The sequence below is a fragment of the Streptomyces sp. NPDC043812 genome (assembly GCF_056436245.1).
On record NZ_JBWKCY010000051.1, the window covers coordinates 1 to 20,470 of the forward strand.

At 68.1% G+C, this 20,470-nt stretch carries 16 protein-coding genes and 3 pseudogenes; 9 read left to right on the forward strand and 10 right to left on the reverse strand.

The features are described 5' to 3' along the window. Positions 1–219 precede the first annotated feature (219 nt). Entirely contained in the window at positions 220–744 is a 525-nt protein-coding gene (locus AC067Z_RS37305) for an AAA family ATPase (RefSeq protein WP_478794098.1), read from the reverse strand. A 624-nt stretch (positions 745–1,368) separates the two neighbouring features. Here AC067Z_RS37305 and AC067Z_RS37310 point away from each other — a divergent pair. Then, positions 1,369–2,676 (forward strand): cytochrome P450, encoded by a 1,308-nt coding sequence (locus AC067Z_RS37310; protein WP_478794099.1) that lies wholly within the window; start codon positions 1,369–1,371, stop codon positions 2,674–2,676. Between the two features lie 102 nt (positions 2,677–2,778). Here AC067Z_RS37310 and AC067Z_RS37315 read toward each other — a convergent pair. Then, positions 2,779–3,612 (reverse strand): annotated as a pseudogene (locus tag AC067Z_RS37315) (helix-turn-helix domain-containing protein); the annotation flags it as partial. Further along, positions 3,599–4,000: a BlaI/MecI/CopY family transcriptional regulator gene (locus AC067Z_RS37320; protein WP_478794100.1), complete on the reverse strand. Its 402-nt coding sequence runs from the start codon at positions 3,998–4,000 to the stop codon at positions 3,599–3,601. The gene AC067Z_RS37320 and the pseudogene AC067Z_RS37315, both read right to left, overlap by 14 nt. Positions 4,001–4,366: 366 nt before the next feature. Between AC067Z_RS37320 and AC067Z_RS37325 the strand changes: the two genes are divergently transcribed. Continuing rightward, entirely contained in the window at positions 4,367–5,716 is a 1,350-nt protein-coding gene (locus tag AC067Z_RS37325) for a cytochrome P450 (protein WP_478794101.1), read from the forward strand. A gap of 191 nt (positions 5,717–5,907) precedes the next feature. Next, on the forward strand, positions 5,908–7,008 hold the full coding sequence (locus tag AC067Z_RS37330; protein ID WP_478794102.1) for a DUF8094 domain-containing protein: 1,101 nt from the start codon (positions 5,908–5,910) through the stop codon (positions 7,006–7,008). A 43-nt stretch (positions 7,009–7,051) separates the two neighbouring features. Here AC067Z_RS37330 and AC067Z_RS37335 read toward each other — a convergent pair whose 3' ends face one another. Then, positions 7,052–7,234 carry a hypothetical protein gene (locus tag AC067Z_RS37335; protein ID WP_478794103.1) on the reverse strand — a complete coding sequence of 61 codons (183 nt, stop codon included), beginning with the start codon at positions 7,232–7,234 and terminating at the stop codon, positions 7,052–7,054. A 526-nt stretch (positions 7,235–7,760) separates the two neighbouring features. Next, complete coding sequence (locus tag AC067Z_RS37340) at positions 7,761–8,579, reverse strand: cytochrome P450 family protein (protein WP_478794104.1); 819 nt, start codon at positions 8,577–8,579, stop codon at positions 7,761–7,763. A 603-nt stretch (positions 8,580–9,182) separates the two neighbouring features. On the opposite strand from AC067Z_RS37340, the gene AC067Z_RS37345 reads away from it, so the two are divergent. From AC067Z_RS37345 to AC067Z_RS37355, 3 genes are all read left to right on the forward strand, one after another. Then, a complete protein-coding gene (locus tag AC067Z_RS37345; RefSeq protein ID WP_478794105.1) occupies positions 9,183–11,024 on the forward strand; it encodes a helix-turn-helix domain-containing protein in 1,842 nt (613 codons plus the stop codon). A 1,360-nt stretch (positions 11,025–12,384) separates the two neighbouring features. Next, positions 12,385–12,942, forward strand: coding sequence for a hypothetical protein (locus tag AC067Z_RS37350; RefSeq protein ID WP_478794106.1), 558 nt, complete (start codon positions 12,385–12,387; stop codon positions 12,940–12,942). Positions 12,943–13,076: 134 nt separating this feature from the next. After that, a complete protein-coding gene (locus tag AC067Z_RS37355; protein ID WP_478794107.1) occupies positions 13,077–14,432 on the forward strand; it encodes an MFS transporter in 1,356 nt (451 codons plus the stop codon). A 1-nt stretch (position 14,433) separates the two neighbouring features. Here the strand turns inward: AC067Z_RS37355 and AC067Z_RS37360 are convergent, their stop codons facing one another. From AC067Z_RS37360 to AC067Z_RS37370, 3 genes are all read right to left on the reverse strand, one after another. Beyond that, positions 14,434–14,955, reverse strand: coding sequence for a DinB/UmuC family translesion DNA polymerase (locus AC067Z_RS37360; RefSeq protein WP_478794108.1), 522 nt, complete (start codon positions 14,953–14,955; stop codon positions 14,434–14,436). Between the two features lie 85 nt (positions 14,956–15,040). Then, entirely contained in the window at positions 15,041–16,309 is a 1,269-nt protein-coding gene (locus tag AC067Z_RS37365; protein ID WP_478794109.1) for an MFS transporter, read from the reverse strand. After that, positions 16,306–17,670: an MBL fold metallo-hydrolase gene (locus tag AC067Z_RS37370; RefSeq protein ID WP_478794110.1), complete on the reverse strand. Its 1,365-nt coding sequence runs from the start codon at positions 17,668–17,670 to the stop codon at positions 16,306–16,308. The genes AC067Z_RS37365 and AC067Z_RS37370 overlap by 4 nt, the downstream gene beginning before the upstream one ends. An 85-nt stretch (positions 17,671–17,755) precedes the next feature. On the opposite strand from AC067Z_RS37370, the gene AC067Z_RS37375 reads away from it, so the two are divergent. Together AC067Z_RS37375 and AC067Z_RS37380 are read left to right on the forward strand one after the other, a co-directional pair. Next, on the forward strand, positions 17,756–18,424 hold the full coding sequence (locus AC067Z_RS37375) for an ArsR/SmtB family transcription factor (RefSeq protein WP_478794111.1): 669 nt from the start codon (positions 17,756–17,758) through the stop codon (positions 18,422–18,424). Continuing rightward, entirely contained in the window at positions 18,421–19,590 is a 1,170-nt protein-coding gene (locus tag AC067Z_RS37380; RefSeq protein WP_478794112.1) for a cysteine desulfurase family protein, read from the forward strand. The genes AC067Z_RS37375 and AC067Z_RS37380 overlap by 4 nt, the downstream gene beginning before the upstream one ends. Positions 19,591–19,625: 35 nt before the next feature. Here AC067Z_RS37380 and AC067Z_RS37385 read toward each other — a convergent pair. Beyond that, positions 19,626–19,766: pseudogene (locus AC067Z_RS37385) on the reverse strand (IS982 family transposase); the annotation flags it as partial. A gap of 135 nt (positions 19,767–19,901) precedes the next feature. On the opposite strand from AC067Z_RS37385, the gene AC067Z_RS37390 reads away from it, so the two are divergent. After that, entirely contained in the window at positions 19,902–20,195 is a 294-nt protein-coding gene (locus tag AC067Z_RS37390; protein WP_478794113.1) for a hypothetical protein, read from the forward strand. 18 nt (positions 20,196–20,213) lie between these two features. Here the strand turns inward: AC067Z_RS37390 and AC067Z_RS37395 are convergent. Continuing rightward, positions 20,214–20,375: pseudogene (locus AC067Z_RS37395) on the reverse strand (IS982 family transposase); the annotation flags it as partial. Positions 20,376–20,470: the final 95 nt, after the last annotated feature.

Genomic DNA, 20,470 nt, shown 5'->3' on the forward strand with positions numbered 1-20,470 from the left:
CACCCGTCGAATACGAGACCAGCTACTACCGCGCAACCCCGAAACCCCAGGTCACAACCACAATCTGAAGTCTCTACCGAACCCGGAACGGTTCAGATAGAGCTCTGACAGGCGAAGAGCCCGGTGTGCAGCGACGGGGGAACTGAGCCGAAGCACGATAGTTGTCACATAGGCACGCTTGTTGTCACCTGCGAGGTTTGGCGCCGGAGGGTCGTTCTTTTAAGTCTTGACGGCCTCTGCGATCTGCTGGGCGGCCTGGGCGGGCGAGAGGTGCGTGGTGTCCACGACTTCGGCCTCGGCGTGCAGCCACGTGCGGGCCGCCTCAGCGTAGGGCTCGAGGTATTGGAGACGGAACGGGGAGTCGGGGCCGAGAACGGTGTCGCCCGCGATGCGCGCGCGGAGGGTGTCCTGGTCGGCATGGAGGACGAAGTGCCGGACCGGAATGTCGTGCTGGGCAAGGCCCGAGCTGATCTCGCGCCAGTACTGCTCGACCAGGACTGTCATGGGCATCACCAGAGTGCCGCCGGTGTAGTCGAGGACGCGTCGGGCGGTCTCGACCACGAGGGGACGCCACGGCGGCCAGTGCTGGAAGTTGTCCGTCGCGGGCAGCCCTGGCTTGATGTCCATGAGCGTCTCGCCGACTTTCTCGGCGTCGAACACCCGTGAGTCCGGAATTACCTGCTGTACGAGTGCGCTGGTCGTCGTCTTGCCTGCGCCGTGGGTGCCGTTGAGCCATACGATCATGGACTTGACGCTAGCGTCGTGCGGGCCGCAGGGACGGGCAGAGTAGAAGATCCGGCAGAGAACCGCAGGTTCTCGATCTTTGCTTCTGGTGACAGAAGGACTGCTGATTGAGCCTGTGTGACAAGTCGGATGCCTCGCCTGTGACAACCAGGATGCTTCACCCGGTCCCTTTTGCCAGCTCGTCCGACCCTGCTGGTGACAACTACCGTGCTTCGGCTCAGGAACGCTGCACACCGGGCTCTTCAACGACGGTACGTCTGCCCCTCGCGCCCCGCACTCGGATCCGCGCCCTTTGGCGAAAGCCCGCCTCGGTGACCTGAAGAACGCATCCCGGTGCGCCATCCGACGGCAACGCCCCCTTATCAGAGGCGTGTTGACGCGGCGCTATGCTGCTCCCCGACTGAGGACCTTGTTCGAGTGCCGAACCACCGTGCTCGACGATCCCGGTCACACAGACGATCGCGAGCGAGCCAGCGGTGCGGCCGTCCGGCTGACGCTCATTTCATGACCTCCGGAGGTCTTGTGACCACCCCGCGCTCTGACGCCGGCCCCGTCGACAGTTTTGGTCCGACTCCGCCCCCGGGATGTCCCGCTCACGGCATGAGTCCGCAAGGGCTCCGGCGAATGTACGGTCCCGAGGCGGAAGCCGCGCCCCGCGCCCTGTACGAGGAGCTCCGCGCCCAGTACGGACCCGTGGCACCGGTGGAACTGTACGGGGGCCTTCCGGCATGGATGGTCGTCGGCCACCGCGAGAACCTCGAAATCATGCGCACACCGTCCCTGTACTCACGGGATTCGCGGCGGTGGAACCAGTACGACAAGATCGCCCCGGACTCGCCGCTGCTCCCCATGATCGGGTGGGCACCCTTGTGTGTCTTCGCCGACGGTGAAGAGCACGCACGCCTCAGGATTGCGGTCACGGACGCCCTGGGCCACTTCAGCCGGCAAGGCGTGCGCAGGTACGCGGCCCGGTACGCCAACCTGCTGGTCGACAGCTTCATAGCCGACGGGCGCACCGATCTCGTGCCCGCCTTCGCCGAGCGGCTGCCCATGCTCGTCATGACGCAACTGCTGGGCATGCCCGAAGAGAACGGCCCCGAGCTCGTCGAGGCCACGCTCGACCTGATGAAGGGCACCGAGACGGCCCTCGCCAGCAACGCCTTCGTCACGGAGACGCTGACCAGGCTGGTCAACCGCAAGAAGGAGGCTGCAGGGAAGGATCTCGCGTCGGCTCTGCTCAGCCACGAATCCGAGCTGACCGACAGCGAGGTCATCGAGCACCTGCGCCTCATCCTGGTCGCCGCGAACGAAACCACGGTGAACCTGATCGCGAACACGCTGCACCTGGTGATGACCGATCGCCGGTTCCGGGCCGGGTTGTCCGGCGGGTCGATGACACTGCCCGACGCACTCGACCAGGTCCTGTGGGACCGTCCCCCGCTGTCCGTGATCCCCGGCCGCTGGGCCACGGGCGACATCAAACTGGGGAACGCGGAGATCAAGGAAGGCGACATGCTGCTCCTGGGTCTGGCAGCAGGCAACGTCGACCCGGAGATCCGGCCCGACCTGTCCATCCCGCTCCACCGCAACCGATCCCACCTGTCATTCAGCAACGGGCCGCACGAGTGCCCCGGGCAGGACATCGGCCGCGCCATCGCCGACACCGGAATCGACACGCTGCTCAACCGGCTTCAGGGACTCGACCTGGCCGTCCCCGTGCACGAGATCCAGACCAGCGCGGCATGGCTGTCTGAGCGCGTCAACTCGCTGCCGGTCAAGTTCATGGCAGCCCGAACGCCCGGTGTTCCAGCTGAGCCCGCGATTACCGGAGCGCAGCCCCTGCCGGCGTTTGTGCCTGCAGCGCCTGCACCTCCGGCTGCTGCACCGGCACCGGCTCGACGGCCGTGGTGGAAGTGGTTCTCGCCGCGATAGTCCCTGCAGTGCAAACTGCCTGCGGTAGGCGCTGCGAATTGCTCGCCGTGCCAAGACTTCCGCTTCTAGTGCCTGCAGGCGAGGGTCATCCGGCCGCTGCTGGAGCGTTGCGGAGAAGTGCGCGAGCGCCGGCATCAACCATTGCTCGTGGAAGGCGTCTCCGTCCTTGCCGCCCAGCAGGAGCGGCGCGTCCGGGTGGAGGAAGATGTAGCGCTGTGTGTTCCGTAGCGGGTGCGCGGTGGGGTGACGCCGCACACCACCGAACACGTCCCGGAACGGCTGATTGGTGATGACCACATCCCAGGCGTCGCCATAGACGACTGCGGGGTGCCGCATGCCGTCGAGCATGCGCTGATAGATCGCCATCTCTGGCGTGCGCCGCAGCTCGCTCAGCGGAGGTGCGGGCGGCTGGAGGCCCGCCATCAGGTACAAAGTGACGCGGTTTTCGCCTTCGAGGCGCAGCGCGGCAGTCAGCCGTTCCGCCCGACTGGCTGTGAGCCGGGACGGGTGCCGCAGCCAGTTGCGCAGGGATCGGGGGTCGATGCCGATCCGCTGCGCAAGCTGGTGCTGCTTGAGGCCTTGAGCGCTGCATGCCCAGTCGATGAACTGCCGTGCCTTGGCGTCGGCATCGTGGTGCGCATCAGAGAGGGCAGGCGTGCTGGGAGGGGCTTGACCGCTGAGCTCGAAAAGGGAGAGACGGCCAGGGCTGTCGAGGTCCAGCGCGATGGCCAGGCGCTCCAGTTGCTGGGGCTTGAGTGAGGACGGCTTACTCATCCAGTTCGTCAGCGACCGGCGGCTGATCGCGAGTCTGTCGGCCAGCCGCTCCATGGTGAGGTCCTGAGCGCTTCGCGCTTTGTTGATCAGATTGCGCAGGTTCTCGTCACGTATGCCCGGTGCAGCCTGCTGTCGGGCGGCGGTGGGCTCAGTCGCCGACATGGTGCGGTCCGCCTTCGGTGCGCGCCGTGCCGCAGTCACCCAGCGCGGTGAGCAAGGCGTGCCGCTGCTCGGCAGGAAGCATGCTGTTCAGGGCGACCAGCGTTGCCGGAACGTCGTCGCTGACCGACAGGGCCTGATGCATGAGCTCGGCCGCGTAGTGGGCCCGGGTGCAGGCGGCCCTGTACTGGAAGGCACGCCCGACTTTCGTCCGGACGACGAGCCCCTTGCTGTGGATGTTGTCCAGGACTGTCATCACGGTGGTGTATGCGGGAGGCCGGGATCGCGTTCCGACGAGCCGCTTCTGAATGTCGCGGACGGTCACAGGATCCTCTGCTGACCAGACGTGGGCCATCACCGCGCTCTCCAATTCCCCCAGTTCACGAACCATCGGATCACCCTAACGGCTGAAGACGGAACGGTCCGTGAGCGTCGTGGGCGCGAGAGTGTCCCGTCGGCCGATTTCGTTCGGCTGGGCAATGCGGAAACAGAGTTTCCGCTTCGTGGGCGCCTGATGCTGAATCAGCCAGGATGGCGGGAGCAAGCCCTTCTTCGTCCGATGTCTGAGTGCCCAGCCGCGCCGGAGGCCACCGTCCCTTGAGGTGTGCAAGGCCCTATTGGAACCCTCACCCGCGGTATGTACGATCGCGCATAGTTGATCACTCGGTGCAAGCAACCGCGCCGCTGTACCACCGCGTTGACCCTGTCGAGCACGCCGGACCCATCGCTGGCGTTGCACGCCTGCGAAAGGATCCCTGTGTCAACCACTCAGCTGACGGCCATACCTCGCGCTCGTGGAGCCGTCTGGCCCCTGGGACACGCACCCAAACTGGTCAGTGACCCCCTCGGCTTCATGAGAAAACTTCGCGAGGAAGGCGACCTGGTCCGTGTCGACCTCGGCACCATGCCCGTGCTGATCGCCACGGACGCACAGCTGATCAACGAAGTGATGCTCACCCAGGGCCGGCACTTCGAAAAGGGCCGCCTCTTCGACCGCGTCCGTCCACTGGTCGGCAACGGACTCGCCAACTCAGGAGGGGAGCTCCACAAGAAGCGGCGACGTCTCATTCAACCGATGTTCCACCGCGAGCGGCTCGCCTGGTACGCGGAAGTGATGAGCACACGAGCGCAGGCGCTGTCCGAGTCCTGGCATCCCGGACTACACATCGACGCCGAGCAGATGTGGGGAGAGTTCGCCATCGAAACTCTCGCGCAGACCCTGTTCTCCACCGACATCGGCCGCCCGGCTGTCGAAGCGGTGCGCCGCGACCTGCCGATCATCCTCAAGAACATGCTGCTGCGCGCCGTCGCTCCCAAAGCCCTGGACTCGCTGCCCATCTGGCGCAGTTTCGACGAAGCCAGCGCCAGCCTGCGCAGCGTCATCAACGACGTCATAACCGCCACCCGCAAGGCCGATCTGGACGACCAGCCCGACCTTCTGTCTCTGTTGCTCGCCGCACGCGACGCGGACACGGGCGAAGCCCTCACCGATGAGGAGGTCCGGGACGAGCTGAGCACCATGCTGTTCGCCGGCTCGGAAACCATTGCCTCCACGCTCGCTTGGGCCTGCCATCACCTCGCCGCCAACCCTGACGTTGAGCAGCAGTTGCTCACGGAGATCGAAGAGGTCGTCGGTGACGGGCCCGTGCGGTTCGAGGACGTCCCCCGTCTGGAGACGGTCAAGCGCGTCCTGGACGAGACGATCCGCCTGCACGGCGTCGTCCTCCTCATGCGCCGGGCCACGGCCGACGTCGAGATCGGCCCGTACAGTATCCCGGCCGGCACCGAGGTCGCGTTCAGCCTGTACGCCCTGCACCGCGACCCCACCCTGTACGAGGTCCCGGACCGGTTCGACCCCGACCGGTGGCTGCCTGAACGGCGCGCCCTCCTGCCGCGTGAGGCTGTCGTGCCCTTCGGCGCCGGGAACAGGAAGTGCATCGGTGACGCGTTCGCGTGGACCGAGGCGACCATCGCGCTCGCGACAATCCTCCCGCGATGGAAGCTGCGCCCCCCGCCCGGCAGCCGGGCCCCCAAGGAATCCCTGTCGTCGATGGCCCACCCCGACAAGGTGCCGATGATCGTGGAACGACGCGACGCCCCGCAGTAGAGATCACTTCGGTTCATGAGCGGCCTCGCATGCGGGGGCCGCTCAGTTGCATGCGCTCTATGAGGTCGCAAGAGAGGCCGCGGCATGCGCCGTGTCGTCGCCGACGGGCGTATCTCGATGAAGCGGCCATGCCAGAGATGTTGTCGCCTACGCTGGCAGCGATCACAGGTACACGGGGGAGGCAGGGAACAGTGAGACGCCCAACCACGCGGCTCAGCGCAGCCAGTCTGGTCATCTCGTTGGCGTTATCGGCCGGTTGCACATCGACGGAGAATCCGTCACCGGACGACGCGCCGCCGAAGTCTCCTTCTGCGCCGACGCCGGTCATCACGACGGACGAGGCCAGGCAGATCTTCGAGCGCTACGACCGTGATAACGCGGCGGCAGACGCCGCGCTGGATGACGCCGCCATCCGCAAGGCCCAGACGGGCGTCCTGCTGCAGGAGTCACTCGCCGGGTACAAAATTCACCGCAAGGCAAGGACCAAGGACCCAGTCGTCCACTTCACCAAGCCCCGCTTCCTAATCCCGGCCGTCACAGCCGGCGAACCCTATCCTCGGTCCTTCGCCGTCCTGAGCAAGTGGAAGGGCAGCGAGAAGGACCGTTCCTCGCCGCTCCTGCACTTCACGCAGACAGAAGCAGGAGCGCCGTGGAAGGCCGCCGCTGCCGGATGGGCCGTGACAGAGCCCGCCAAGAAGCCACCGTCCTCGGCGCCCACTCCTTCTCCGGCCCCGACCAAGAACGGCAAGACTGTCATTCGTCTGCAGCCGAAGGTGCTCCCTGACATTCGTCGCGGCACTGCCGGGACGGCGAAGCTGTCGGACACCGCAGCAAGTGACCGCACGGTGTGCGACAGCTTCGCCGAGTACCTCAGCTTCACGCCCCCGCTCGGTCGTCCCGCCGACAAGCGCTTCACCGAAGGCGGGTTCACGAACGATCTCGTCCGCTTCTACAACGACTGGGCGAGCAAGGGGCTCGGACACAGCTTCTCCTACAAGGCAACCGGCCCCGCCCTCCCGGTGTTCCGCCTCTCCACGAACAGCTCCCTCGTCACCTGCACCTTCGTCCGGGAGCACCGCACCACCGGTGCTCCCACGGTCCAGTTCGGCAAGGGGTCGGACACCGACGTGCTTCTCGGCGGCGGTGAGAAGGAATGGCGCAGCGTGAACGAGACGAGCAGCATGACGGCATTGATCGAGGTACCGACGGGGAAGACACCGTCCGCCACGGTCCTGGCATGCGACTGCTACGACCCTCAACTGCTGTCAGCAACCGGCGCCCGTCCCGAGTGACACGCCCCAAGCTTCGCCGGGCTAGGGCCGACGGGGACGTCGTTCAGGCGGCTTGTGCAGAAGGGGTCTCGCCGCGTTGGGCCTGTCGGATGCGTTCGATCTGCATGCGGGCAACGGAGTTCAAGATCCTGGGATCGGGCGCGCGGTAGTCGCGGGTGTTGATGTTGACGGAAACGACGACCGCCCCGGCTCGGGCGATGATGGTGCCGCTGCAGAAGTTCTCCATGATGCAGCCCTGGGACGCAAAGGCCTGGTCCGCACCTGCGAGGGTGACGGGGTCGACGCCGCCGTCGTACTGGCTCTTACTGAAGGCAAAACGATCGATCGCCCTGGCAGGGGTGTGAACGACATGACGCTGAACCCGACAACTCCGTCAAGGTCCGGCGCCTGAAAGCCGGAGGTCCCGTACGGATGCGGCCGTTGTCCTGTCGGCTGCCGTCCCGTCGGGGAGTGCCTGAAGCAGCCCACCCGTCCGTACGTCTCGGAGACCGGGCAGGGCGGCCTCGACCTGCGGCTGCCGCAGGGCCACGCTGGTCGGACGGGTTGCCACTGTCGGTCCGGGAGACGAGCTCCTGTCAGGGCTGGAGTTGCAGCCGGTGAGGACGAGGCCCGCGGTCAACGCTGCCGTGGCTGCCGAGCTGATCCACGACCATCGGTTCTTCCTCGCACATCTCACGGCGCCCCCTGTTGTTGGCCAACGATCACCGCATTCCCCAGGAGTCCCGTGTGGTGAGCCGCAGAGCGCCACCTGGTCAGTGCGGGGTGGTCATGAACGTCGGCAGCGCCACGTCGTCGACGTTGATCAGGCGGTCCGGGGTGAAAGTCACCGGCAGCGAGGTAGGGCAGGACACGCCGAGGAGCGGGGCCCACAGCAGCTCACGCAGCGGGCCTCGCACGCGCAGATCGGCAAGGCGTGACAGCAGTTCTTCGACACTCACGCGGGCGATGAGCTCGATGAGGCTTCGCCCCGGCCCCGGAGCAAGCTTGTGAACGGTCGCCGGGCGCTGCCCAGGGCCGACGACGGCAAGCTGCGGCACCGGCTGTGAGGCGGGCTGCAGTCGTGCGCACACATCGAGCGTGATCAGGACGGAGCCGCCGGCCACTGCGGTGAGCAGCAGGGTTCGGACTTCATCGACCACTTGCTCGTCGGCCAGGTGCGGCGCGAGGTGGATCGTCCAGGACACGAGATCGGCTTCCGGTGTCCGGCGCTTCTCGCCCACCAGTTGGAGAAGCAGCCGGTTCAGCCGATCGGAGGCCTGGCCGCTGCACGGCGACGCGTCAAGGAGCGCCGGAACGCTCTGGCCGACTCCAGCGCGGTATCGGCTGTCCATGCCCAGCAGCCCCTGCGCGGTGATCAGACAGACGTCGCGGGCGAATCGCAGCACCAGGTCCTCCTCGCGCCCCGCCGGAGCGAAGACGTCGATGGCCTCGGTGGCAATCGTCCTGATGTATTCCGTCACCGACGGCGTCAGCCGGCTCAGTGCCTGTTCCATGGCGGCCGCGGAGGCGCCACCGCTACTCACAAAGGACATGCGTATCTCCGTCGGTCTGGGAAACGGCAGGGGCATCAAGCAGCTTACGAACAGGGCGGCTACCCGGCTCTGCCCGCCCCATCAGAGGCTCGCCACATGCGGCAGTGCAGCTCATGACCGCAGCGCAGCACCGCCCGAGCTTCGCCAACAGCTCGCACCGGCAGATCACGCCCACGCACCGGAGCCGAGCTGGTGAATCCGGACGATGGCGACGAATCGTCAGCCGCGTATGAGAAAAGCGGAAACTTCGTTTCCCCTCGCTGGCCATGCCCGCCCAGATGACGATGATGAGCTCTCAGGATTCTCACCCGGGAATTCGCACCGCTTGACCAACCCACGAGCGGAGGGGGACGACCAAGACCCGCAGGAAGACCGCACCGGCACACCGACTCGGCCCGACACCTGCCGCATACCGCTCAATATGCGACAAGGCGCGAGCCGCAGGAGCGGTCCTCCGGTGCGCACCATGCTGCGGCACGCCGACGCCGCAGTTGCTTCCTGCGAACCCGCGGGGCCGAACGTGCTCAGCCGTGTGATCCGGTCCGCTCAAACCGGCGACCTCCGACTGACGCTGCCCGGCCGCGCCCGCTCACCTCCCGCCATCGGCACGGGACACCGCTGAACGCAGTGATGGAGGGAGACATGCCCAACCTTGCCTACGTGGTCCGCGAACACGCCGCGCTGCAACTCGAGATCGTGGCCGGCCGTGGGGCGTCCCACAGCACAACCGTGTCGGCACTCACCATCGTCCGGCAGAGCGAAATCAGCGCCCCTGCGCGATTCCCAGCAGGGGCCCTCGTGCTGCTGCAGCTCACGACACCGCTCGACGCGGCATCCACTGGGGTCGAGCGTGTCCTTGCCGCGCTGGCCGGCCGGCGGACCGCAGGGCTCGTGGTGAGCCCGTCGTCGTCCGCGTCCCCCACGGAACTGGCGCGGTCGGCTCTCCGCACAGCCGACCGCCTCGCCATACCCCTGATGACGACCACCGCCGGACCGAAAGCCTGGCAGCACTTCGCCACGGAACTGGACGCACACCGAGCAGGGCACGCCGAGCGGCACGCGCAACAACTCAACGACCTCCTGCAGAAGCTGCCTTCCCAACTCGCAGAGGGCCGCACCATGCAGCGCATCGTCGAATGGCTCGCGGCCGCGCTCGAGGCAGACGTCCAGGTCCGCGACACACATCGAGGCATCCTCGCGAGCTCCCTGGGCGCCATACCGCACGACCGCAACCGGGTCGATGACGCGGTAGCCCACACACGGCTAGTATCCCTGACACCGACCCGCCGCGGCGGAGCCGTACTCACAGTGGAGACCGGACGGCCACTCGAACCATCAGACGCCCTGCTCATCCAGCACGCAGCCAAGCTGTGCGGCCTGATCGACCAGGCCCACAAAGGATTCGAAGCAGCCGGCCAAGCGGCGCGCGAAGCCCGAACCGCCGCGTACACCCTGCTCATCAACGGGGAGACCGAGACAGCCCTACGGGTCCTGCACTCATTCGCCCCCGACTTCCGCACGACCGATGCCCTGCGCGTATACGTCATCGACTGCGGAACTGCCGACCAGCGGGAGACGACGCTCCGCCACTGCGAATCCGTCGTCGCCAGCCGTGCCCTCACCCTGCGCTGCCCCACCAACACCCCGCACCTCGTCGTGCTCGAACCCGTGGCCGGCACGAACCCGCCCACAGCCCTGCCCCGAGACCTCCACCGCCTGATCATCACTCTCTCCGGCCGAAACCGGCTCGGCGGCAGCAGTCAAAGGCCATTCGCACGAACCCGCAGCGCCTACGAGGAAGCCCTCAGCGCCCTCAGCCTGTGCCGCCACACCCAACAGCCCGTCATACTGCGGGCCGACCAGACCAACCTCGTGGATCTCCTGGACCCGCAGCCCGCCCGCGCGTGGGCCCACGAGCTGCTCGCCCCCTTCGACTGCCTGCCCGAATCGCAGGCCGCGGACATCCGACGCACTCTGCCCGTCGCCCTCAGCCACCCGCACACCGCGGCAGCGAGCATCCTCGGCGTACACCGCAACACCGTGGCCTACCGCGTCGCACGTGCCAGTGACTTGCTCCGCATGGACCTCACCCGCGTCCCCAGCAAGACAGTCCTCGGCCTGGCCCTGGAGATCGCCGCCGCGGGCCCGGAAAAGCCGGTTCCGACCTCAGCGGCTCCCTGCCTGGACACCGTGCTGGCGGGCAAGCGGGTGCGCACATGGGCGCAGGCTCTTGTCGAACCGTTGGCATCGGACCGGCGCAACCTCGCCCGCACGCTGCAGGCATGGCTGGACAGCGACACGCGTATCGACACCGCCGCCCGCGTCCTTGGCATGTCAGACGTCACCGTGCGCAGTCACATCCGCGCGGCTGAACAGCTCCTCGCCCGAGACCTCACCACCCTGTCAGGACTGCGAGACCTGGCCATCGCTCTTCGGATCGTCACAGCGAATTCCGTGCGGCACCCCATCCTGGCAGCAGCATGACGCCATGACGAAACGACCGATCACACCCCTGCTCGCTCTCCAGGAGACACCGATTCGGGCAACCAATCTGCCGTCTGAATGGGCTGCCAACGATGCGCCGTTGCATACAAATCATTGGCTGTGCAAGGCCCGTAGACCCAGCTCACAGATTGTGCAGCCGCCCCATAGCAGCACCACTGGGCCCCCACTACTTTGGGGCGCGCTCGAAGAAGACCCGAGAACTGAAGGCTGCCACATGATGATTCGCGCAACCGTGTTGGGAGGACAGCGTAGTACGGCCCGCATGGCACAGACTCTCTGCTCCGCCGGCATGACCGTCAACGCGTGGCTCATGGCAGACCAGCCCTCCCAGGCGGGTACTGAGCAGGCGTTTCGCGAGCTGGCACGGAGCGTCGGGCCAGCGCTCGCGCAATCGCACATCACGGTGACCGCGTTCGAGTCGATGACGCCCTCACTCACGGATTCATGGCCCACATACTGTCCTGCCTGCCTATCGGCGCAATCTGGCTGCAGGCGGACCTGACGTCTCCAGAAGAAGCCGCCCGATGTGAGCGCCACGCTGCTGAATGCGAGATCACGATGATCCGCACTCATCTTCCCTGGAAGCCCGGACTGCGGGACCACGCGGAGGCACCGCAGGACCCGGCAATAGAGGAAATGCACCGAGCGCACGTCGATAGGGCTGGCTTCACACGCCTTCCGGTGCCGGTGCAGGAAGCAGATCTTGAGTGCCCGAACGAAGAGGTGAGGGAGGAAATCCCTTGTAAAGAAAGGAGCCGGGAGAGTTGATTGCAGTCGGCTCTCCCGGCAGGCGCCGCAGTCCCGGCCAAGGCCAGGACTCATGACTCTTCTCAGAGTCTCGACCAGCAGACCCAATCCACCAGCCGGGCCGTCGTGTTGGAGCACGTCGGCGCCGCCCAGGATAGGCCACCCCATCCGTTACCGGGGTGGCCGGTCCGGGGCGCACGGGCCCGATGGTCAAAGGAAGACACATGTCTCGCAATCAGCGCCGCCTTCTGACAGCACGACAGTGACAACGGCTGCGGGCGCCTTGCCCGCGCCCAACGGCCCTCTGGCGGCCCTGGCGTAGAGCCAGCAGGCCGTCGTCGGGGGAGCCCAGCGCTCCCGCGCGAGGCGGTGCCGGCAGTAGCTGACTCAGCTCCCGAGCAGCAGCTACTGCCGGCACCCCGCCCTCCAGCCCGTACGCCGCAGCGACGGCGCGAGCTCTCCTACCCGTCGCCGCTGCCGGCCCTCTGTGTGATCTGTCGACCCCGCTTTGCCTCTTGTGCGCCCGCTCGGGCTCCCGCATGCCCTGAAACACGCGCAGGTGGCATCCCAGTCAGAAGGAAGCCCACCCACCATGTCTGCAATCCGCCGTCGCACCATCGCGACCGCGCTCATGGCCATCGCCGCCGTCGCCGGAACACTCCTGTCGACAGCAGCACCGGCGCAGGCCGCCACCGCAAAGCAGTGCTCCACCACGAGCAAGTCCTTGAACCTCCCTGGCAAGCCCGACGTCCGGGTATCCGCGACCCTCTGCATCCAGCGGACCGGCGTCTCGGGCGGCTACCGCTACTACAAGGCATGGCTGAGCAAGGTCACCTGGGACGGCACCAGCGGCTTCACCGGCGGCACCCGGTTCAACGACATCGACGTCCTGGCGCGCGCCGAGCACGGAAGCACCCACATCAGCAACTGCGCCTACGGGATCTGCGAGCACAACAACCTGACCTCTCTGATCAACAACAGTGAGAAGGGCTCCAAGACCTTCTCCTCGGGCGGAAGCGGCTACGGCGTGGCGTTCGTCAAGACGCGCTCCAAGAACTGGACGGCCGACGCGACCGCGACCTTCGACATCGCCGACGACGGCATCTCGACCAGGAAGTGGGAGCTGGGCGGCACCCGCACCGTCCAGTAGAGCCGAGGCATCAGCACAGCTCGGGCCGGACCGGCCGAGCGCTGCCCCCTCGCAGCGCTTCGGCTCCTGTGTGGGTGCCGCCCAACTCGGCGGCACCCACACGTTCTTGCAGATGCGCTGCGCCAGGAGTGCCCATGCCGCTCGTCGCCTCCCCGCCTTCCCCCGCTGATGCCGTCGGCCCGACGGCTTCCCCAGCTCCGCCGCCCCTGCCGTCCCTGGTCCGGGTACTTCTGCTCGGCACCTTCCTCGTCCGCGCCTGCGGGTTCGCGTTCCCGTTCCTCCCGTTCCATCTGCAGGAGATCGGCTACGCGCCCCGCACGGCCGGAATCGTCCTGGCCGCGTTCGGCTGCGGCTGGCTCATCGGACAGGTGCTGTGCGGCTACCTCACCGACCGGCTCGGGCACCGCGCCACCCTCCTCCTCGCCATGACCGTCGCCGCCGCCGTCCTGAGCGCCCTCGCGTTCGCCGACTCCCTGGCCGCCGTCGTCCCGGCCGCCGTGGTGACAGGCGCCGTCTACGACGCGCCGCGCCCCGTCGTCTCCTCAGTGATCGCCGACACCATCGCCACGGACACCGGCCGCGCCCGCGCTGACGGCTTGCGCAACCTCACGATCAACATCGCCGCCGGTCTCACCGGTGCCGTCGGCGGCCTTCTCGTCGTACCCGCCGGACTCAGTGCACTCTTCCTGATCAACGCCGCAGCGTGCGCCGCATTCGGCCTTCTCGCTCTGCTCGTCGTACACCCCACAGGCACCCGGACTGCCTCCGTACCCGGCCGTGCCTCACTGCACCAGGCCCTGGCCGACCGTCGACTACGGCTCTTGTGGCTGGCCAGTGTCGCCGCCTGCATCTGCGCCGGGAGCATGTTCTCCGCCCTCCCCATGCTCATGTCCGCCCGCGGCTTGGACGCCGCCGCCTACGGCTGGACCCAAGCCGTCGGCGCGGGCGTCGTCATCGCGGCAACACCGCCGATCACGACATGGCTCAGCCGCCGCGCAGCACACGGCGCCCTGCTCGCACCCTTTGCCGCGAGCTCGGTCATCCTCGGCACAGGGGTGGCGGCCGCCGGCTTCGCATCCACCGTGTATGGATTCGCCGTGAGCGTGGCCATCATCGTGCCCGGCGAAGTCATCCTCTTCATCGCGGCCGGCAACCTCCTGACGAACATCGCTCCCGCACACGCCCGCGGCCTCTACAACGGCATCTGGGGCAGCACGCTGGCCGTCGCAGTCATCGTCGCACCCATCGTCGCGAGCACCACCCTCCAGCACGGCGGCCCCACCATGACAGCGGCCACGATCGCTCTCATCGGGGCCAGCGGCGCGATCATCTGCTGGCCGCTCCTCAATCAGGTGCAGCGCCAAGAGGCCGCACGTACACGCCCTGGTCTCGCCCTCATGCAGCTGTCGCACACCCTCGCCACTGCCCGAACAGCTCACCGGCGCCCGCAATGGAGCCAACCACCCCAAGGCCTGAAGCCGACTCGATAACTCAGCCAGCCTGAAGATAGCCCGCTGCGGGACCAACAGTGCCGGAGCCGAAGCGGGCGTTGAGTGCATCGATGGCCTGCTCGGCGCGCAGCCGATGCTCCCGCCCGGCATCGAACGACAGCTGCTCAGCCACCACGGCTGCATCCACCAGCTCCTCGCAGCGCAGGGCGACCGCCCGCACCCGAGCCCGCTGCAGCCCCAGGGCCCGGTACAACTCGTACGCCACGTCGCGCGCATCATCGGTGTGCGCCGAAGGGCCGCCAGGAAGCCGGCGGCTCCGCTGGATCTGGGTGCGGTCGGCGAAGGACACGATCAGCGTGACGGCCGTCGCCGCCTGATGGCGGCCGCGGAGCCGCTCACCAAGTTCGACAGCCAGCGACAGCAGGGCCGAGCGCACCAGCTCCGGCGCCAACGTGTCAGTGGGGAAGCGGCGCTGCGCGGCCGCGCTGTGCGGCAGATCGGCCGGCACCACCCGCCGCCGATCGATACCGCGGGTTCCGTCGCTCGTTCGCAGGTGTTGCATTGACGACACCGCCGCGGACGCCGTCGTCAGGTCGGGCGGTACTTGGTGGGCTTGCGGGGTCGGCGGCCTATGTCACAGTGTCGGCTCACAGGCGGGGGTGCGTTTCGTACATGCGGACCGCTACGACCAGGCCGGAGGCCGCGGTGAGGGCGGCGATGGCCCAGATCGCGGTGGTCAGGCCGTAGGCGTCGGCGAGGACTCCGGCGAGGACGGCGCCGACGGCGAAGCCGCCGTCGCGCCACAGGCGGTAGACGCCCACGGCGCGTGCGCGCCATGCGGGGTGGGCGACGTCGCCGATGACGGCGAGCAGGGTGGGGTAGACCAGGGCGGTGCCGACGCCGAGGAGGACTTGGGCGGTGGCCCACACGCCGAACGTTGTCCCGGCGGCGACGAGGGCGATGGCTGCGGCCTGCAGCAGCATCCCGGCGGTGATCAGGTGTTTGCGTCCGATGTGGTCGGACCACCAGCCGGTGAGCATCTGGCCTGCACCCCAGACGGCGGGGTAGAGGGCGGCGAGGATGCCGATCTGGGCGATGGACAGGCCGTGGGCGGCGAAGAGCAGGGGGAAGATGCCCCAGGCGAGGGCGTCGTTGAGGTTGTTGACCATGCCGGCCTGGCTGGCGGCGGAGAGGGCCTTGTCGCTCAGGCTGGTGAGGCGGGCGATCTGGCCGGTGGTCAGTTCCCCGTCGTGCTCGCTGCCGACAGGGGTGACGTGGCGGGCGGCTTCGAAGCGGGCGTGGTCGCGGGTCTCGCGTACCGCCAGGGTGGACAGGCCCAGGGCCAGGACGATGTAGGCGGCGCCGAGCAGGAACGGCTCGGGGCGAAGTCCTGCGTGTTCGGCGATGGCGCCGGTGGCCATGGCGGTTGCGGCGACGGCGACATAGCCGGCGGCCTCGTTGAAGCCCATGGCCAGGCCGCGTCGTTCGGGGCCGACCAGGTCGATCTTCATGATGACGGTGGTGGACCAGGTCAGTCCCTGGTTGATGCCGAGCAGGATGTTGGCGGCGATGATCCAGCCCCAGGTCGGCCCCCAGGCGAGCATGGCGGGAATGGGCAGGGCGATCAGCCATCCGGCGATCAGGACCGGTTTGCGGCCGAAGCGGTCGGACCAGGTGCCGGCGAAGAAGTTGGTGACGGCCTTGGTGGCGCCGAAGGCCAGGATGTAGGTGAGGGCAGAGGTGTAGGCGGACAGGTGGAAGACGTCGTCGGCGAGCAGCGGCAGGACGGTGCGCTCCTGGCCGAGCATGCCGCCGACCAGGGCGTTGACCACGACCAGCAGGCTGAATTGGGCCAGGTTGGCCCGCAGTCCGAGGCGTATGCCGGAGCTGGTCTCGTCGGTGGCGTGGGTGGTCACGCGGTCTCCTCCAGGGGGTGGCCGGTGGCTTTGGACCAGTCGCCGGGTCCGCCGTCGAGGACGGCGAGATCCCGGTGCCCGGCGCGCTGCAGGAGGCTGGCGGCGGTCATGGCGCGTTCGCCGTGCCCGCAGTGGACCACCGCACCGTCCGGTGCTTCATCGGTGTGTGCGACGAGGTCGCCGAGTTCGATGTGGACCGCGTCGGCGATGTGGCCGGTGGTGTGCTCGGCGCGCTGGCGTACGTCGAGGACGGGACGCTCGGCGATCCGGTCGGCGGTGACCAGCGCGATGGTCTGCTGCGGTCCGCCGTCGGCGGTCCAGGCGGCCATGCCGCCGTCGAGGTGCCCGGCCAGCCGCTCGTATCCGATCTTCAGGGACTGCCAGGTGAGTTCGGCGAGGTCCTGTCCCGGGGCGGTGACGAAGACGAGCGGGACGTCGTCGGGGATCAGCCAGCCCAGCCAGGTGGCGAACTGGTCCCGCAATGGGATGGAGATGGCGCCGGGGATGTAGGCGGCGGCGAAGTCCGCGACCGGGCGTACGTCGACGAGCTGTGCGCCCTGGCCCAGCAGTTGGCGTGTTTCGGCCGTCGTGAGCGCGGCGAGCGTGGGAGCGGAGCCGATCACCGCGGGCCCGCGCCGGTTGATCTCGCCCAGGCGGTCGAAGTACGCCGGATAGGAGCCGAGGCTGGCGAGCAACTCCCGTACGAAGGCGTCCTCGTCGGGCGCGGCAAGCAGCAGGTTGGCCTGCTTCTGCGCGGCGATGGTGGTGGTGCGTTCCGCGCCGGGTGGGGCGGAGCAGAAGGACCCGGCGCCGTGCGTCGGCCACACCGCGGTCGCGTCCGGCAGCTCGGCCAGGCGCTGGAGCGAGCGGTACTGGGCACGGGCCAGCTCTTCCGCTCGGTCGGCGCCGAGCAGGTCCGTACGGGCGGCCGAGCCGACGATCAGCGAGCCGCCGGTGAAGACTCCGAGCTCGCGTGCCCCGTCCAGGAGCAGGAAGGACAGGTGCTCGTCGGTGTGGCCGGGGGTGGCCAGCGCCCGCAGGGTCAGTCCGCCTAGGTCCATCTCGTCGCCGTCGGCGAGCGGGGTGTGCGGGAATTCCCGGTTTCCGGCGGCGGAGGCGAGTACGGCCGCGCCGTCGTCGGCGGCCAGCTGCACCGCACCGGACAGGAAGTCGGCGTGCAGGTGGGTGTCGGCGGCGAAGGCGACCGTGAGCCCGCGCCGCGCGGCAGCCGCACGCAGTGCGCGAAGATCCCGGCTCGCGTCCACGGCAAGGGCCCGTCCGTCGCCGAGGTCGACGAGGTAGGCGCTGTTGCCCAGCCCCTCATCGACCAGCGGTATCAAGTGATCGTCGGCGAAGCCCATCGGATCCTCCAGGGGTCACGGAAGGTGCAGGTCGCTTCAGCACCCACCCTTGGCTACAATATTCCATGGAATGATGGAGGATGCCATGGGGGACCCCGCGCGCAAAGCCGCGCTGTACGACGCATTCGCGCGCACCGGCAAGGCGCTGAGCAGCGGCAAACGGCTGGAGCTGCTGGATCTGCTGGCGCAGGGCGAGCGCCCCGTCGATGCGCTCGCCAAGGCCGCGGGGCTGAACCTGACCACCGCCTCGGCGCACCTGCAGACCCTCAAGCAGGCCGGACTCGTGGCCACCCGGCGCGAAGGGGTGCGCATTCACTACCGGCTGGCCGGAGACGACGTCGCCGCCCTCTACGCTCTGCTGCGCCAGGTCGCTCAAGCCCACCAGACCGCCGTCGAACCCGCCCGCACCGCCTACCTCGGCACGGACGACGCGGCCGAGGTCGACCGGGAAGACCTGCTCGTCCGCACGGCGGCGGGCGAGGTCGTCATCCTCGATGTGCGTCCGGCCGAGGAGTACGCCGCCGGGCACATCCCCGGCGCGCGCTCCATCCCGGTCGAGGAACTCGCCGACCGCATAGCCGAGTTGCCGGAGAAGACCGAGGTGGTGACCTACTGCCGGGGCGCCTACTGCGTGCTGGCCTACGACGCGGTACGTCTGCTCCGTGAGAGCGGACGCAGGGCGGTGCGGCTCACCGACGGGATGCTGGAGTGGCGGCTGGCCGAGCTGCCCGTGGAGAGGGAGAGTGCCGCGTGATCCCCGCTCACCCGGGCCTGGCCGGCGGGCCTGTGTACCTCGACTACAACTCCACCACCCCAGTCGACCCGCGGGTGGTCGAAGCGATGCGGCCGTACTTGGCGGACTGGTTCGGCAACCCCTCCAGCGACCACGCCTATGCGGCAGAGCCGAAGGCGGCCCTCTACCGCGCCCGCACCCAGGTGGCCGAGCTCATCGGCGCGGAGACGGGCGAGATCGTGTTCACCGGGCCCGGCTCGGAAGGGAACAACCTCGCCCTGCGCGGTGCCGTCCTGGCGGCGAAGGTTGACCGCCCGCACGTGATCACGCAGGTCACCGAGCACCCGGGCGTGCTGGAGACCTGCCGCGCGCTGCAGCGCCTGCACGGAATTGAGGTGACGTACCTGCCGGTTGACAGCGACGGCCTGGTCGACCCGGCTGCTCTGGCCTCCGGCCTCACGCCGAGCACGGTCGTCGTCTCAGTGATGGCAGCCAACAACGAGACCGGCGCCCTCCAGCCGATCTCCGACCTGGCCCGCATCACCCGCGCCCACGGTGCACTTTTCCACTGCGACGCCGCCCAGGCGACCGGAAAAATCCCGCTGGACGTGAGGCACTTGGGCGTCGACCTGCTGACGATCGTCGGGCACAAGATGTACGCGCCCAAAGGCGTCAGCGCCCTGTACGTACGCCACGGCGTCACGCTCGAACCGCTGCTCTACGGCGGGGGCCAGGAGCACGGCCTGCGCGCGGGCACCGAGAACGTGGCGCTCGCCGTCGCGCTTGGCACCGCCGCACAGCTTGCCGCCGCGGACCTGGCAAGCGGCGGCCCCGAACGCGTCGCTGGGCTGCGCGACCGCCTCCACGCCAGCTTGGTCGAGGCGCTGCCGGGCCGGGTGCACCTCAACGGCCCCGTGGAACCGCGTCTGCCCAACACCCTCAACATCAGCATCGACGGCGTCCGAGGCCATGAACTCCTCGCCGCTGTACCGGAGATCGCCGCCTCCACCGGCTCAGCCTGTCACAGCGGCACCCACACCCCCTCACCCGTCCTGCACGCGATGGGCCTGGAAGACGCCCGTAGCCTGGGCGCTCTACGGCTGTCGATCGGCCGCTGGACCACGGCGGACGACATCGACCGCGCCGCCGAAGCTCTGATCACCGCCGCCCGCGAAGGTCTCGCATGACCGCCTCTGCCCGTCTAGATGAGTGATGCGAAGGGTTAGTGGTCGTAGGCGGTCAGTGAGCGCATGACGGGCTGGCCAGTGTGTTCGTTGTGCCAGATCCCGGCTGCGAGTGCGAGGGCGCGCTGCAGGACGCGGACCATGAGACCACCGGGAGTGCCGCCCTGGTGGCGTTCGAGCCGGTCTGAGCTGCGTGGCCAGGAATGACCATCCCAGTCCACAATGGATTTGGTGAACATGCGCGACGCGGCGTCCGCCTCCGCACGCCCAGCGTCGAATCGTCGAACGACAGGACACCAAACGAGGAGGGCCCCATGTACGTCGTGGTCCAGCACAAGATCTTGAACCCGGAGACAGCGTTTTCCCGTGCCCAGGCCCTTACCGACGGCATCGGAGCGCCCGGTGGCACCCGGGTGCTGCAGGTCTACCCGCACGTCGATGGATCCGCCGTGACGTGCCTCTGGGAGACAAAGTCCGTTGAAGACGTCCAGCGCTTCGTCGACACAACTCTCGGGGACTCGAGCATCAACGTCTGCTACGAGGTCGACTCGGAGAAGGCATTCTCCGAGCGTCCACTCGGCCTGAGGTCGTCGGCTCCTGTCACCTAAGATGAATGATCCGAGAAGTTAGTGGTCGTAGGCGGTCAGTGAGCGCATGACGGGCTGACCTGTGTGGTCGTTGTGCCAGATCCCGGCCGTGAGTGCGAGGATGCGCTGCAGGACACGGACCATGACACCGCCGGGAGTGCGGCCCTGGTGGCGTTCGAGGTCGAGTTGGGCTTTGAAGGTCTAGGCCCAATACCGGTGACTTTGGCTGGTGTTGGTCGTTGGATGTGGTGTGCCAAGGCCTGGACAGGTGAAGTCGTCGGGTGAGCGGTTGTCGG